General features: G+C 57.6%; 13 protein-coding genes and 6 pseudogenes. 10 read left to right on the forward strand and 9 right to left on the reverse strand.

From position 1 onward, the window contains the following. Positions 1-62 precede the first annotated feature (62 nt). Positions 63-464: a winged helix-turn-helix transcriptional regulator gene (locus tag AMC88_RS31225; RefSeq protein ID WP_064820580.1), complete on the forward strand. Its 402-nt coding sequence runs from the start codon at positions 63-65 to the stop codon at positions 462-464. A 40-nt stretch (positions 465-504) separates the two neighbouring features. Here AMC88_RS31225 and AMC88_RS31230 read toward each other — a convergent pair. Further along, positions 505-952, reverse strand: a pseudogene (locus AMC88_RS31230) (integrase core domain-containing protein); the annotation flags it as partial. Between the two features lie 686 nt (positions 953-1,638). On the opposite strand from AMC88_RS31230, the gene AMC88_RS31235 reads away from it, so the two are divergent. Together AMC88_RS31235 and AMC88_RS31240 are read left to right on the forward strand one after the other, a co-directional pair. Next, positions 1,639-3,540, forward strand: a complete 1,902-nt coding sequence (locus AMC88_RS31235; RefSeq protein ID WP_064820411.1) for a potassium transporter Kup — start codon at positions 1,639-1,641, stop codon at positions 3,538-3,540. A gap of 142 nt (positions 3,541-3,682) precedes the next feature. Then, the gene (locus tag AMC88_RS31240; protein ID WP_064820412.1) at positions 3,683-3,991 is read left to right on the forward strand and encodes a hypothetical protein; all 309 of its coding nucleotides are present in this window, start codon (positions 3,683-3,685) and stop codon (positions 3,989-3,991) included. Positions 3,992-4,150: 159 nt separating this feature from the next. On the opposite strand, the pseudogene AMC88_RS34770 reads toward AMC88_RS31240, so the two are convergent. The 4 genes and pseudogenes from AMC88_RS34770 to AMC88_RS31255 all read right to left on the reverse strand — a co-directional run bounded on the left by AMC88_RS34770 (position 4,151) and on the right by AMC88_RS31255 (position 6,416). Next, positions 4,151-4,407: pseudogene (locus AMC88_RS34770) on the reverse strand (FitA-like ribbon-helix-helix domain-containing protein). A gap of 74 nt (positions 4,408-4,481) precedes the next feature. Continuing rightward, on the reverse strand, positions 4,482-4,718 hold the full coding sequence (locus tag AMC88_RS31245) for a hypothetical protein (RefSeq protein WP_064820413.1): 237 nt from the start codon (positions 4,716-4,718) through the stop codon (positions 4,482-4,484). A 423-nt stretch (positions 4,719-5,141) separates the two neighbouring features. Further along, on the reverse strand, positions 5,142-5,324 hold the full coding sequence (locus AMC88_RS32910) for an HAD-IA family hydrolase (protein ID WP_404817477.1): 183 nt from the start codon (positions 5,322-5,324) through the stop codon (positions 5,142-5,144). Between the two features lie 163 nt (positions 5,325-5,487). After that, a pseudogene (locus AMC88_RS31255) lies at positions 5,488-6,416 on the reverse strand (LysR family transcriptional regulator). A 107-nt stretch (positions 6,417-6,523) separates the two neighbouring features. Between AMC88_RS31255 and AMC88_RS31260 the strand changes: the two are divergent. The 5 genes and pseudogenes from AMC88_RS31260 to AMC88_RS31280 all read left to right on the forward strand — a co-directional run bounded on the left by AMC88_RS31260 (position 6,524) and on the right by AMC88_RS31280 (position 9,566). Beyond that, positions 6,524-7,090, forward strand: a complete 567-nt coding sequence (locus AMC88_RS31260) for an amidohydrolase family protein (RefSeq protein ID WP_064820416.1) — start codon at positions 6,524-6,526, stop codon at positions 7,088-7,090. Further along, a pseudogene (locus tag AMC88_RS31265) lies at positions 7,087-7,660 on the forward strand (YoaK family protein). The gene AMC88_RS31260 and the pseudogene AMC88_RS31265 overlap by 4 nt, the downstream one beginning before the upstream one ends. A 391-nt stretch (positions 7,661-8,051) precedes the next feature. Continuing rightward, positions 8,052-8,642: a DUF433 domain-containing protein gene (locus AMC88_RS31270; RefSeq protein WP_064820418.1), complete on the forward strand. Its 591-nt coding sequence runs from the start codon at positions 8,052-8,054 to the stop codon at positions 8,640-8,642. Further along, positions 8,635-9,075 carry a type II toxin-antitoxin system VapC family toxin gene (locus AMC88_RS31275; RefSeq protein ID WP_167355301.1) on the forward strand — a complete coding sequence of 147 codons (441 nt, stop codon included), beginning with the start codon at positions 8,635-8,637 and terminating at the stop codon, positions 9,073-9,075. Before AMC88_RS31270 ends, AMC88_RS31275 begins: the two co-directional genes overlap by 8 nt. A gap of 290 nt (positions 9,076-9,365) precedes the next feature. Next, entirely contained in the window at positions 9,366-9,566 is a 201-nt protein-coding gene (locus tag AMC88_RS31280; RefSeq protein ID WP_064820419.1) for an NUDIX hydrolase N-terminal domain-containing protein, read from the forward strand. Here AMC88_RS31280 and AMC88_RS34425 read toward each other — a convergent pair. After that, a pseudogene (locus AMC88_RS34425) lies at positions 9,554-9,763 on the reverse strand (transcriptional regulator); the annotation flags it as partial. The gene AMC88_RS31280 and the pseudogene AMC88_RS34425 sit on opposite strands and share 13 nt — an antisense overlap. Positions 9,764-10,201: 438 nt before the next feature. Between AMC88_RS34425 and AMC88_RS31285 the strand changes: the two are divergent. Both AMC88_RS31285 and AMC88_RS32915 read left to right on the forward strand, forming a co-directional pair. Further along, complete coding sequence (locus tag AMC88_RS31285) at positions 10,202-10,795, forward strand: DUF6088 family protein (protein ID WP_064820420.1); 594 nt, start codon at positions 10,202-10,204, stop codon at positions 10,793-10,795. Beyond that, positions 10,788-11,808 (forward strand): annotated as a pseudogene (locus tag AMC88_RS32915) (nucleotidyl transferase AbiEii/AbiGii toxin family protein). The gene AMC88_RS31285 and the pseudogene AMC88_RS32915 overlap by 8 nt, the downstream one beginning before the upstream one ends. 280 nt (positions 11,809-12,088) lie before the next feature. On the opposite strand, the gene AMC88_RS31300 reads toward AMC88_RS32915, so the two are convergent. The 3 genes from AMC88_RS31300 to AMC88_RS31310 form a co-directional block, all read right to left on the reverse strand. Continuing rightward, the gene (locus tag AMC88_RS31300) at positions 12,089-12,463 is read right to left on the reverse strand and encodes a YybH family protein (RefSeq protein ID WP_064830286.1); all 375 of its coding nucleotides are present in this window, start codon (positions 12,461-12,463) and stop codon (positions 12,089-12,091) included. 199 nt (positions 12,464-12,662) lie between these two features. Next, positions 12,663-13,646, reverse strand: a complete 984-nt coding sequence (locus AMC88_RS31305) for an aldo/keto reductase (protein WP_037144241.1) — start codon at positions 13,644-13,646, stop codon at positions 12,663-12,665. A gap of 126 nt (positions 13,647-13,772) precedes the next feature. Further along, a complete protein-coding gene (locus AMC88_RS31310; protein ID WP_064830287.1) occupies positions 13,773-14,402 on the reverse strand; it encodes an MBL fold metallo-hydrolase in 630 nt (209 codons plus the stop codon). Between the last annotated feature and the right edge of the window lie 64 nt (positions 14,403-14,466).

The following is a 14,466-nucleotide window of genomic DNA, read 5'->3' on the forward strand; positions in this document are numbered from 1 at the left end:
ATGCACAATGATGTACGTCGCGAACATTTGTGTTCGCTTTCAAGCCTTTGGAGGTCTTCGTGATGGATATGAAAGTCTCGGAGAATGTAGATCCTGGTTTCGTTCAGCATCCGCCCGAGGAATGCCGGGCCATTGGTCAAATAGTGGATCGTATTGGCGACAAATGGACTGTCATGGTTGTCGGCGCGCTCTCAAATGGCCCCTTGCGCTTTAACGCGATTATGCGCGTGGTCGGCGGTGTCTCCCACCGCATGCTCACACTGACGTTGCGCGCACTCGAACGAGATGGTCTTGTCACGCGCACTGCCTACGCCACCATCCCGCCGAAAGTAGAATATGAACTGACCGAACTCGGCCGCTCGCTTATCGAGCCGCTGCGGGTTCTTGCCACTTGGGCAGTCAAGCATCGTCCTACGATGGAAAAGGCCCGTGCGAAGTTCGACGCGGCGAAGAACACCGACTAACCACATTCAAAAGAGTTCGTCTGCGGAGGATGAGCAATCGTCATGACGTGGCCTTACCAAGTCCGCCTCGGCCATGAGGCCGTTCTTCGTTGTAGTATCTACGCCAATCCTCCATCTTTTCAGGGGCATCCGTAAGGTTAGGAATCAATGCTGGTTTGAACATTCGGCACGGAAGCGGCCATTGAACGCTTCGATGAAAGCATTATCAGTTGGCTTGCCGGGGCGTGAGAAGTCCAACGTCACGCCCTTGGAATAGGCCCACAGGTCCAAGTCGCGCGACACGAACTCGGTCCCTTGGTCGACACGGATCGTTTTCGGATAGCCGGCTTTTTGGCACACCCGTTCAAGGGTTTGCACAACGTCTTCGCCTCTATAGCTATGATGTGGATCAACACCGGCTCGTAGCGCGAGAAGGTGTCGACCACCGTCGGGACCCGCAGTTTCTTTCCGGTTGCGAGCTGATCGTGCACGAAGTCCATCGCCCACACGCTGCAGGCGCGATAATCCATTTGGGTCAGTTGCTTTTTGCTGTTGCTGGTGTGATCGAGGTATGACAAAGCCCCGCAAGCCTGCCAAGCCGCTGCTCGGAAATGCCGAAGCCCCGATCCGCAGCCGCCCGCGTCAGAAAAGCGCCCGCGGCCGGCTTCAGCTCACTCTAGACCGATGCTGCCACGCATCGATCCGTGTTTGGGGACACCATCTATCGCAGCGGTCGTCCCGATGACTCGGTGAAGATCAAGCATCAGAGTGGTGGCTTCGTGATCGTTGGGTATGAGAGGTCGGTCCTATCATTTCGCGAAATTGGGAGGCTGCTGCTCGCCGAATGTCGGGCGTGGACGCATGACGGGAAGCTTTGACAATGCATCGGATAAGCGACTGCGAGAGCGGGAGGACAATGTGGAGGTTTTTGGGAAAATAGCCGAGTAAATCGTTTCATTTCGGCCGCTTCCGCTTGACTGCCGATCTGTTGACGCGGCAATCGAACGCGCTGTCGCGCCAACCGGCAATGTGTGGATCCGTACGGCCAGCAGCGGCGCCAGGCAGAGGTGACTGCGGCCGCGTCCCCACACGGAATAAACATGAGGCGGACGAACCCGCCGAGGACCCGCCTCGCATTTCAATCGTTATCTCCGTCAGCGGCGGATCGAGCACCCAAAATTCAACGCGAGGCCCTTTGACCTATCCCCAACTCAGATTGCAAGATCCCGAGATCGAACATAAAACCGGCGGCGGTCTTCCTGGATTGGTGCTCGCCGCTCTCGGCGTCGTCTATGGAGACATAGGCACCAGTCCGCTCTATGCCTTCAGGGAGGCGCTGCATGCGACCATGGGGAGTGGATCGCATAGAGAGAACGTGCTTGGTATCCTCTCCCTTATCGTCTGGGCGCTGACAATCGTCGTGACGATCAAATATGTTTCCTTTGTCCTGAAGGCGGACAACCGCGGCGAAGGCGGGACGCTTTCCCTGATGACGCTCGCGAGGGAAAGCCTGTCAAGTCGGCCTGCCTGGGTTCTTGTTCTTGGCGTCGCAGGTGCCTCGCTCTTCCTGGGCGACGCCATTATCACTCCGGCCATATCGGTATTGTCGGCAGTTGAAGGCATCCAGGTGGTCGCGCCCGCTCTTTCCGGATGGATCGTCCCAATCACCCTGGCGATTATCGCGGTCTTGTTCTTCGTGCAGCGATTTGGAACGGGCGGCGTCGCTTCCGTATTTGGTCCCGTCATGGCGCTTTGGTTCGTGGTGCTGGGCGTGAGCGGGACAGTTCACATTATCGACGATCCGGATGTTCTCTGGGCCGTCAATCCTCTCCATGCGCTTCGCTATGCCGCTTCCAACGTCGGCACCACGATCACGGTTCTCGGGGCCGTGTTTCTTGCCGTCACGGGAGCAGAGGCGCTGTACGTCGACCTCGGCCACTTCGGTCGGCGGCCGATCGTCACTGCCTGGTTCGTGCTTGTATTTCCGTGCCTGTTGCTCAACTACTTCGGGCAAGGCGCCTTCGTGCTGGCAAACCCGGAGATGGCAGCCCATCCTTTCTTCGGTATGCACCCAGACTGGGCGAAGATTCCGATTGTCTGCCTTGCGACCGCGGCAACCGTTATCGCCAGCCAGGCCGTGATATCGGGCGCGTATTCCCTTGTCCGCCAGGCGATGCACCTGAACCTGCTCCCGCGCCTCCAGATCCTCCACACTTCGGAAACCCACTCCGGGCAGATCTTCATGCCGCAGGTGAACTCGCTCCTCTTCATCTTCGTGGTCGCACTGGTGCTCCAGTTCCGCAATTCGAGCGGCCTGTCGGCGGCTTATGGCATAGCGGTCACCGGTGAGATGCTGATCACATCGGTGCTGCTCTATGTCGTCATGCGGCGCATCTGGAATTGGAAAACTATCATCGCCACAGCGGTAGTGCTGCCGCTTGTGATCATTGACGCCGGTTTCCTTGCCGCCAACGTCGCCAAGTTCGCGGACGGCGGCTGGGTGCCGGTCGCGGTCGCCTGTACGATGGGGCTGATCATGCAGACATGGATGTCGGGACGCCGGCTGCTTGCCGCCCGCACGAAGATGGACGAGATCCCCCTGGCTGCGATCATCGACAAGCTGGCCCAGAAACAACCGCCAACCGTCCCAGGTACCGCGATATTCCTGACGAGCGACATCGAGGGCGCGCCGACGGCCCTCCTCCACAGTCTGAAGCACTACAAGGTTCTTCACGAGCACAACGTCATCCTCAGCGTGGTGACAGCGGCCACCCCCTTCGTTCCCGATGACGAGAAAATCTTCCTGGAGAGCTTCAATCCGCGCTTCAGCCGCTTGATCATAACGTTCGGCTACATGGAGACGCCCAACATCCCGCGCGCCCTCGTCCTGGTCCGAAAGCTCGGTTTGAAGTTTGACATCATGTCGACGTCCTTCTTCCTCTCGCGCCGGACCATCCTTCCGTCGAAGCGGCGTGGCATGCCGTTCTGGCAGGACCGGCTATTCATCGCGCTAGCGCAGAACGCCGGGAACGCGACAGACTATTTCGGGCTTCCAACCGGCCGCGTGGTCGAACTCGGTCTCCAAACGACAATCTGAGCCGCGATAGCTGCCTGTCCTGGAATATACAGTTTGCCAGCCGTGTTCATTAGGCGCATGGTAGGTCTTCAGTAGCTGTTTCTCAGGGCGCTACTGCGTGGAGGTCGTTTGTTGCCTTCGCCCCAAATTGAAGGAGGACAGCATGTCTTCCAATCTCAACATATCTGTGCGGACGTCTGACCTGGCTGTATTGCAAGGCGTCCTCGACGACGCCGGATACGATCCCACAAGTAGCCTCGCAGATCCGAAATATTACAACATCGCCGTCAAATTGCTGTTCAATCTTTATAATAATGGAATGACCTCGCCCGCCGCCCTTTCCATCGAACTCAGCCGGCACTTTGGAAAAACACCACTGTCCTCGAAATCGTCCGCGGAGTTCGAGAAAAATCGGAAGCGGATACAGGGGATCGGTTCAGCTGTTGTGGTTAGGTCGCCTACCGGCGCCTGAACAGACACTTGGTGAGTTAGTGAAGCTAATTCGACGAAGCCATCGCACCCCGATGGCGGGTTGCACGTCGGAGCAGCTCGAACAGCTAGACGAGCTTCTCATCGCCCTCGACGCGAGGCTCCGGAGGCGCATGAAGTCATCGGCTCTCCGTTCCATGAACTAGCTCCAACTCAGTCGACATTGCGCCGAATTTCCGCCCAGATGCTGAAGGACATCAACGTCGTGGTTGGAAAGCTCAGTGTCACGGCGCCTATGGCCGCGAGCATTGGAGCCGAGTTTCACGCGTTCAGATCGGACGAACGGCGGCCTCGTAAACGGATTTCAGCCTCGGTGCTTCAGCCATGGTGAGCTGCTCGCACCCGCAGCGCACGATGTGTCTCATCAGAAAGACGGAGATGACAAAGAACGCCGCCGATGCGACCGCCGCCTCGACGCAGGAGCCGGAGACACAGCCGCAGTAACGCCTGTTGACCAGCGTGTGATTATTGGCTCAGCGGTCAAGAAGAAGAACCTGCAAGCGAACGCTCCCGCTTGAAAGAGGTATGTCTTTGAACAATCGCGATATGAGGCGCGGCCGCAATCCTTGCCTCTGATCGATGAGGAGAAATGACATTCTCTTTATCTCGATCGTGATCACGCCCTCATTGTCATGGCGACGATAATTCCCGGAATTGATCGCATGGAATCCGTTTTCCACCGCCCAGGCGGCTATCATATCCGCGTTCATCAAGGTCCTGCTCAGGAGATGCGGGCATGCTTTCTCTAGCTGTCCGGCTCGTGCAAATCACTTTGCAGAGCAGCCCTACGGATAGCGTAACTCGAACGCGCTGATCCAGGCAAATCTGTCCAAGACAACAGTTCTCGCTCAAGTGTTGCGAGAAAGACTCGTACCAATCGGTACGCCCCGCCCTTTGCAATTTAATTGTTACTTCATCACGATATGCAGTTGCCGTTCTCGGCCGCCTTGATCGGAATCGAACTTTAGATCTCGCCAAGTCGCTTCGCCTGACGACACCACCCCACGTAGGGTGATCGTGATGCGAGCTGCTCGGAACTCGGCGGTTCATCCAAGAGCGCGTTCTCACGAATACGCAAGTGTGATCGACAGTAGTCCGTCTGCGCAGACTACCGGCACGACGTCCGTGTTCATTTATGTCGGGAAATCTTGCCCGGCCGCTGTGACGAGCACTACGTCCGCGCCTGCTGCTTGTCCGGCTTTCGCGCCCGCCTCAACATCGTCAAAAACAAGACAAGTCGCAGCCCGAAATCCGAGCCTCTTTGCCGCGAGATAAGCTGGAGCTGGATCACCCGCCCCTGGTCTTGGGCGGCATATTTATCGTTCATCCAAAGACAGACGCGTTCCCGGGTAAGTTCGAGCATTCGCTGATTTGCTTGAGGGGCAATTTCGAGGGACGCCACTGCTGGGAAAACTGCCTTCGGCTCCTAAGAGCACGACACAAACCGGGAAAAGATTGCACCTGTTGGTCCTAATGCGCCTAAGGACTTGTGGGCGCAGAGCGCTCGATTGCCATCGTGATCTCGGCGCAAAAATCGATGAACGTTCTGACCTTCGCGGGCAGATGCTTGCGTGAGGGATGGAAAGCAAAGAGAGGAAAACGCTCGCCATGCCAGTCGGGAAACAAGTCAATCAGCGAACCTCTCGCCAGTGCCTCCCTATCCCCCAACCGATCACCTGAGCGATGCCCGTACCTGCGATACATTCCTGGAGCATCGACTTTGGATCAGTGAACGTCAGCGGTCCGGCCGTCGGAACGACGATCGTCTGGTCGCCGCGAACGAACTCCCACTCGAAGGGTAATCCAGTATAGGGGTCAAGAAACTGCAGGCATCGATGAGCGATAAGGTCCGAGGGATGTGCCGGATGACCGTAGCGGTTCAAATAACGCGGCGATGCCACGGTCAGGATAGGTGCTTCGATCAGTTTACGCGCAACCAGCGTGGCAAAACGCGGCTGTCCGAACCGGATTGCCAAGTCGATCCCCTCAGCAACAAGATCGCCGACATGCTCTCTCGTTACGAATTCGATCGACAGGGCGGGGTGACGTTCGCAAAAGGTGCCGAGGCGGCCTGCAAGAACGAGTGGCAGAAAGAAGGGATCGATATCGACTTTGAGCCGGCCGCGTACCGCTGATGCCGAGCCCGAGGCAATCAGCGCGGCATCTTCGATCGCGTTGAGGTGCGGTTTGACCTCCTCGTAAAACCGTCGGCCTTCATCGGTCAGCGTCAATGAGCGGGTCGTCCGGTCGAGCAGTCGTACTCCGAGGCGCCCCTCAAGACGGCTGATTGCCCGGCTGACGCCGGAATCGGTAATGCCAATAAGCTCGGCGGCTTTCACGAAGCTACCGCCTTCGACGACGGCCGCAAGTACGCTGACCCCCGATAGGATGCGCGTATCGAAAGACATAACCACTCCTGATTTTTTGTCAGGAAGCATCTGACATAAGAGCATTTAATTCAAGAGCGTGCCAGAGCGATAACGGTCCTGCCCGATAATCTCGAAAGGACTAAATCATGAGCGATCTTAAAAGACGGACGCTGTTCAAAGGCGGCACCATCCTCTCAATGGACAAGAAGGCTCCCTATATTGGAACAGCCGACCTGCTCGTCGAAGGCGACAAAATAGCAGCCGTCGGACGCAATCTCGCTCTGGGCGATGCGGCCGTCGTTGACGCCTCCAACAGTATCGTGATGCCCGGTTTGATCGACGCTCATCACCACATGTGGCTCGGCGTCATGCGCCGCATGATGCCCAACGTGAGCGACCTGTTTGCCTATATCGATTTCGTCGCGGAGGGCATGGGCGCCCATTATCGGCCCTTCGATATGTATCTGAGCACCAAGCTCACAGCGCTAGCCTGCCTCGACGCTTGCGATTTGGCCAAGTTAGGCCCGGAGTTTGCTGAAGCCGGCGTACTGGGTCCCCACAACATCTTCAACCATTGCACGCGGGTCCGGCAAGAAACATGGCGGCTGTTTGCCGATGCCGGCGTGAATGTCACCATCAATCCGCGCTCGGACGCGCTGTTCGGCTTCGATGACGAAAGTTTCTGGAATCCGGCTATTTTTCAGCCAACATGACCGGCAACGTCTCACTGATTTCCGACCACGTTTCTGCGGGAGATCTGTACCTTGCGATCGCCTTCTTCAGCATCGTTGCGATGTTCGTGGCGGGAGCGTTCGCGGCATCGCTATTCATCCAGATCGGGAAACGTTACAAGCTGCCGGCGATTTATCCTCTGACCCTCCTCGCCGAAGCGGCCCTGCTGATGGGCATCGGCGTGTACGCTCTCAAATCAGGTTCAGCTATCAGCGGTGTCGGAACCATCGGTGTGATAAGCTTCTCCATGGGCATCCAGAATGCGGCGTCCACGCGGATCCGGAAGCAGGGTGCGCACTACCCACGTATCTGGCGTCGCGACAGATATTGGAGTTGGCATTGCGCAACTGCTCGATCCCTCCGACGCTCATGCTGGCAGGCACAGTCGAGATCGCCTTCTCCTGCACAGCGCCACGGTGGCGTCATTTCTGGCAGGCGGCACGGTCGGCGTGCTTTGTTATCGAGCTGCCGGTGGCACAGTGTTCTGCGCGTTCTCAATTGTCTTGCTGCTGCTCTGCGTCAGATACCTGCTTTTCGTCTCGCGTGATTGAAGACACTGTCATCGCATGGACGTTAGGCATAGCCCCTGCTGTTCGGGGAAGTTTCTTGAGGTGCGTTAAGCTCCTGCAGTCAGAGGACTTCCGGCGCGGCCTCGTGGTTCCGTCGAACGGGGGACCTCGAGGCGCCGCTAACCTTATAAGCGGCGATCCTGACGATCAGTGATGGCCGATTTGCTGATCCTCGTTCGATCCACGAGCCGAAGAGTTTCAAAACTGGCGAGCCATCACTGATCAAGCGCGACCGTGCCGGCCTTGCTAAGATAAGCGGCGAGTTGACCTGATCATGCCGTTCGTGAAAGGCAGTCTTGCCCGTCAGCTCCGCGGGCCTTGCACTCTTTCTAATTCACCCCTATCTTGCGGAGCGTATTAGGAAGGTGATCGTATGGAACATTTGACAACTGCACAGGCTGCTTTCGTGGTTGGCGCGCCATTGGACACCTTCAAGAAGGTCGTCGAGCGCGCTCCGATCAAGCCGCAGCTCGTGAAGCGAGGCGGTCGAAACATCCGACAGTTCGGTCAAGCCGAGTTGGTATTTCTCCATGCCTATGACGAACTCAAACAGGCGCTGACACCCAAGAGCCAGTCCGAATTCTACGAGGCGTTGCGGAGCTCTCTCAAACGCGGTCTCGCGAAGGAGGTAGTGTTCGGTAAACAGCGCTACGACATTGGTCAGCACCTGGTCTTCGTCGAGCGTAAGCTGAAGGAACTCGACAAGCTCACTGCTCAAATCGACCTATCCGGCAAGGAACCGCTAATCCGGGGAACGCAAATCGAGGCCCATCGGATTGCCGCTCTCCTCGAGGCCGGCGCGACTGTCGAAGATGTCATTCGCGACTATCCCTCTCTGAAGGAACAACAGATCGTTGCAGCGCGAGTCTATGCGGAGGCGCATCCGAAGGCAGGCAGGCCGTATCCAAAGCAAACGGCAAAAGCCGCCATGCGCGCCGCCGATCTTAGCGCGCTGGATGATTGAGCTGCTCGATACAAATGTCTTAAAGGAAATCGGTCGACCCGAGCCGCACGAAAATGTGGCGGCCTGGCTCGATACGGTTGACGATACAGATCTCGCGATCAGCGTGATCTCGGTTCGAGAGATTGCGAAAGGCATCGAGAGAAAGCGGAAAACGGACGAGGCTGTGGCGAACAGCATCGCCAAAGCTGCCGACGCCATCTTCGCCGCCTATGAAGGTCGTATTCTCCCTGTTGATGAAGCTGTCGCCCGCCGGTGGGGGCAAATGCTGGGACAATCGGATAAGAATTCCGACGATACCGGCTTGGCCGCGACGGCGCAGGTGAATGACCTTGTCGTGGTCACCCGAAACACCTCTGATTTTCAGGGGCGCGGCGTCACAATCCTGGATCCGTTCAAGAAGGCGACCAAAGGCTCCAGAAACATTGCACGATAAATTTCGTCCATTATTATCCAGCAATTACAGGTATTTAGTGAAACTCAGATAAGGTAACTTATACTCTTGGCGAGCCTGCGGAATGAGCGGGTCTCCGCAGCGTCCATACCAACGATATGCAAGCGTTCACATCGAATATCTCGACGAGGTTAATCATACCAATGAACAGCCAATTGATGGGACCAACATCGCCGGCACGTGCGGCGGCGCCGTGGCTCGGCAGCAAACTAACTTCTTGCTTCAAACTCTCGATGGGAGGAGATTCACCGCAATCGTGTACGGATGAATCGATGAGCGAAACTGACGCTGACTGGTTGCGGTGGGCACGCGAAACCGCAGCAATCGCACAGACGGGATTGGCTTTCACGCGCGACCGCTATGATGCAGAACGTTTCGAACAGCTGAGAAAGCTCTCCGCTGAGATCTCAGCCCATCACACGGGCGCCGACCACGAGCGAATAGCGGCGCTCCTTGCCGTTGACTCTTCCTGATCTGCTTTTGGTAGAGACATGTCGTAATGGGATTTGCCACTTTGAGAGCTAGCCGACAGAAAAGGCATTGCCTCTTCGTCTAGGTCGCGAGCCACGGACTTTAAATCGACGTTGCCCCAGATCGAGTTTGACCTGGGATCGAGTTTTCGCCTGCCGCCTTTGTACTCGACGGCAAAACTGCGTTGCACTTTTTTCAATATAGGAGGCCTTGGACAATCCACGGGATGGTTTGGTGATGTGCTGGTCCATCACGAATAGCGCCAACCGGACTGCCAGTCGATACCACTGTGACATCCGATCCACCGCTGCATCTCCGGGATAGAATATGTGGCAAATCCAATAGGGGACGCTATACGCTCAAAGCTCCTAAAAGGAAGCCGCGGCCAGTAGTTTGTCCCGAGACATTTTTCAAAAGGTTCCCGATGGCCTAAAACGCGAACTCTCTGGCAACAGGCCGGTCGCTGGCCTCGAGAGTTCTGGCCTGCCAGCGACGTTCGACGCCCTGGCAGCGGGCGCCGTCCTCGATCTTCCCAGAAATACGAACGCGGCGAAAAATACCAGTATGACACGCGTCGTCTTCCCCTCTCATTGTAAACTGTCAGAAAACTGCATATAATTCTGACAGGAGACATGCCATGAAAAAGCTGACGTCACAAATCATGGGCCATGCTGAACGACTGCCGGAAGGGTCCGCGCTTTCGGCAAAGAGCTTTTTGTATCTCGGAAATCGTGCCGCCCTGGACCAAGCTCTGTCGCGCCTGGCCGAGCGCGGCGAGCTCGTCCGGGCCGGCCGCGGCATCTATATGCGGCCTGTCAAAAGCCGTTTTGGCAGCCGGCCGCCGACAGTTGAACAGGCGGTGGAGGCCGTGGCGCAGCAACGCGGCGAGGTCATCGTCTCAAACGGCGCCGCCGCTGCGAATTCCCTGGGCCTGACCACCCAGGTCCCGGTCCGCTCCGTCTACCTTACATCCGGCCGCAGCCGGACGATGAACCTTGGACAGCAGTCGGTCGAGCTCAGGCATGTGCCTCGCTGGCAACTGGCCTTGGCCGATCGGCCCGCCGGCGTGGCAGTCCGTGCGCTCGCCTGGCTTGGGCCCGAGAAGGCCGATGAAGCACTGTCGCGGATCAAGCGAAAGCTGCCGCCAGACGCGTTCGGCGAGCCGGTGGCGGCGGCACCGCAGTTCCCGACCTGGCTTGCAAGAAGCGTGGGAAAGGCTGCGCATGGCTGATCAGTTCCTGACCTTGTCAAAGGACGACCGGCGCGAAGCCTTGGCCGTGGCGGCCGACCGCACCGGACGGCCCATTCACCTGCTCGAAAAGGATGTCTGGGTCGTCTGGACGCTGCAGACGCTCTTTTCGTCCAAGCTCGGCGAGCACCTCGTCTTCAAGGGCGGCACTTCGCTTTCGAAGCCTACGGCGTCATCAAAAGGTTCTCCGAGGACGTCGACCTGACCTATAATATCCGCGCCCTGGCGCCGGACTTGGTCAGCAACAATGATGAGGCGCTGCCGAAAACCCGCAGTGAGGAGAAGCGCTGGACCAGCGAAGTGCGAAAGCGGCTTCCGCTTTGGGTCTCGGACTCGGTGGAGCTGGTGATCGCCGGCGCGCTGCGCGATCAATCTCTTCCGGCGGCAATCCGCCTCGAGGATTATACGCTCTATCTGGACTATGACGCGGTGAGCAGCGGATCCTGCTATGTCGCCCCGAGCGTCATGCTCGAATTCGGCGCACGGTCAACCGGTGAGCCAGCCAGTATCCGCGATGTCGGCTGCGACGCTTCGGGTCACGTCGATGGTGTCGAATTTCCGAAAACGAGCCCTCGCGTCATGCACGCGGAGCGGACGTTCTGGGAGAAAGCGACCGCAATCCATGTCTTCTGCCTGCAGGAACGTCTCCGCGGCGATCGTTCTACCCGCCACTGGCATGACGTCGTCCGGCTGGATGATGCCGGTTTCGCCGACAAAGCATTCGCGGATCGGCAGCTTGCCAATGCCGTGGCCAAACACAAATCCATGTTCTTTGCGGAAAAGGCGGCCGACCGCTCACCTATCGACTACGCCGCAGCCGTCAACGGCAATCTGGTTCTGACGCCATCCGGAGAAGGTCTGCGCGCGCTCGCGAAGGTTACGCGCGGATGGTCGACGACGGTCTGCTGCTCGGCGATTCCGAGCCGTTCGAGCACCTGTTCGAGCGATGCACGCAAATTCAGGCGCGCGCCAACAAAGCCGACACGCCGAAATAGCCGCTTACAATTTGAAAGGAACAGGACCGTCGACCCCCGCTATTTTCAGTGTCAGTGGCGTAACGGGTATTTATGGAACATAAGGGCTCCGCTCAAGAAGTCCCGGAGGCTACTGGGCGTTTCTAGCCGGCCCGGACCGCCCCAATTCTTTGGCATGGAACTCGATATGACGATTGATCGGCTATCCGCGCTGCTACCGAAGTACGCTCATTTTTCATCCTTACGTCACCGGTCGCCGACGGTGTCTACTCCTAAAACGGCAACCGAGTGACCGCTTCAATTATTCTGAGCCATGCGGGTTATCGATGAGGTAGAGCCATTGCCCATCCGGCTGTCGCAGGACCACCTCCGATGTCTTTCCGCTTACAGCGACAGGCTGATCATCGGGACCTAGTCCGTCGAGACGCCATTCTGCGCGCAGCATGGCGATGTCGCCGGCCTGAACGGCCGAAAGAGTTTGAACCGTCATCCGACCTTTGATCGCGAATAAACCTACCAGCTCCTCGCGTATCGCATCGTGACCGATCACTACCCTCCCCGAATCGGAGACGAGGCGTGCGTCAACAGCATAAAGGGCAAACAGCGCTTCGATGTCGCCAGAGTTAAAGGCGTCTTCGAAGTTGCGGTGCGCATCTTGTGGTCTGGAGTCAGGCATGTTCCGTCCTTGATGTTATGTTACTTGATGACATGCAGCTATGATGCGCTATCGGGTTCACCGATTAGCGGACATCCCAATAGGCAATTGGACTCTCGTAATTTGAGGCTCTATCGTTTGCCGATCGGCAGGTATTGTCCGGAAGGCATCAGGGAACTTTGCGAGCTCGGGGGATTTTCCTGCTCCTCGACGCCTGTGTTCATAGACCGGTCAACTTCAGCATGGCCTCGGGATAACGTGCACCCTGGATCTGGATATCCGCCTGATCGATCTCGTCGAAGTCTGCCTTTTCAAGCTCGATCTCGACTGCAGCGATATTTTCCTCGAAACGCGACAGTTTCCGGGTTCCGAAAACCGGCACGATCCACGGCTTTTGCGCAAGAAGCCAAGCGAGTGCAATCTGTGCGGGCGTGGCGTTCCGCCTCTCGGCGATCTTGTACATGAGGTCGACGAGCTTCTGGTTTGCCTGGCGTGCCTCTTCGGAAAACCGTGGCGTATGGCCACGAAGGTCGGACGGGTCAAACTTCGTGCGGCTGTCCATCTTACCTGTGAGAAATCCCTTGCCGAGCGGGCTGTATGTCACAAATCCGATGCCCAGTTCCTCGATCGTTGGAATGATTTCCGCCTCCGGCTCGCGGGTCCAAAGCGAATACTCACTCTGGAGCGCAGCGACCGGTTGAACCGCATGAGCGCGCCGGATGGACTCCTCGCTTGCTTCGGACAGGCCGAACCAGAGCACCTTACCTTCACTGATGAGGTCTTTGACAACGCCCGCGACATCCTCCATCGGCACTTCCGGATCGACGCGGTGCTGGTAGAGAAGGTCGATGTGGTCGGTCCTGAGCCGCTTCAAGCTTCCCTCGACAGATCGGCGGATCTGAGTAGGTTTGCTGTTTGCCGCCATGCGGATCTCGCCCGTATCCTGGTCGACGTCCATGCCGAACTTGGTCGCGATCTTGACCTTGTCTCTGACCGGGGCGAGCGCCTCGCCGACCATCTCTTCATTCGTCCAAGGGCCATAGACTTCGGCCGTATCGAACATATCCAAGCCACGGTCGACCGCAGTTCTGATCAGTGTGATCATGTCCTCGCGGTCCGGCAGGTTTCGTTCCTGGCCGTATCCCATGGTTCCCAGAGACAATGCCGAAACTTCCAGGCCTTGGCCGAGTTTGCGCTTTTGCATGTCTATCCCCCGTCGTCGTTTACGTCTGTTATGGTTCGTTTTCTCACGTTCGGTCGATGTGCAGTCGGTCCCTGCTGCCAGTCGCAGTGATAACGAGCTGGGGTCAGGGGCGATCACGAAAACCGATCAGACCTTGCGCAGCACATTGGCAATGTCTGCGCGCCATTCGTCAGGCGTCAGTTTCCTGTAGGGCTCATCGCCCATCGAGGCGCTGGAAATGACGACGGTTGGCGACAGCTCGCCCAAAAGCGCAAGGCTTGCCTTGAGGTCGGATCTCGAACCGCCCCCAACAAACCGATTGACGCGGGTTTCCCAGGCGCCGTCATGCCGATAGATAGTGTCTCCGGTCAGCAGATAGGTTTCTTCGCCGGAAGGCACCAGAAAGCAGACGCTACCGTCAGTGTGACCAGGCGTGTGGATGACCTCCACGCCACCGGGCAAATTTTCCTTTCCCTCGAACAGGTGATCGATGGCGGCCACTTTGTCCACCGCTTTCGCCTCCAATCGGTGGCAGCAGAGTTTGGCACCAAACCGCTGCTTGATTTTGAGCAAGGCTGGCCCGACCTCGTCCCTGTGGCTGATACAGTGGTAGGCGACACCGCCAAGGACCTCCATATGATCGAGATCCTCCGGGACGCCAGAACTGTAGAACAGGATGTTGCCAGTCTCGCGGATGAGCAGGTATGCGTGGGAGCTGACGCCCGAGAACGGATGCTCGGCGCGGGTCTGCCAGAGATCGGGATAGATTTGTTTCACCCTTAGTCTCCCTATAGTTGTCCGTATCCGTGAAGTGATCCGGATCTAGCTTTTTCGAATTGAA

This window comes from Rhizobium phaseoli, from assembly GCF_001664385.1.
Taxonomy (GTDB): Bacteria; Pseudomonadota; Alphaproteobacteria; order Rhizobiales; family Rhizobiaceae; genus Rhizobium; species Rhizobium phaseoli.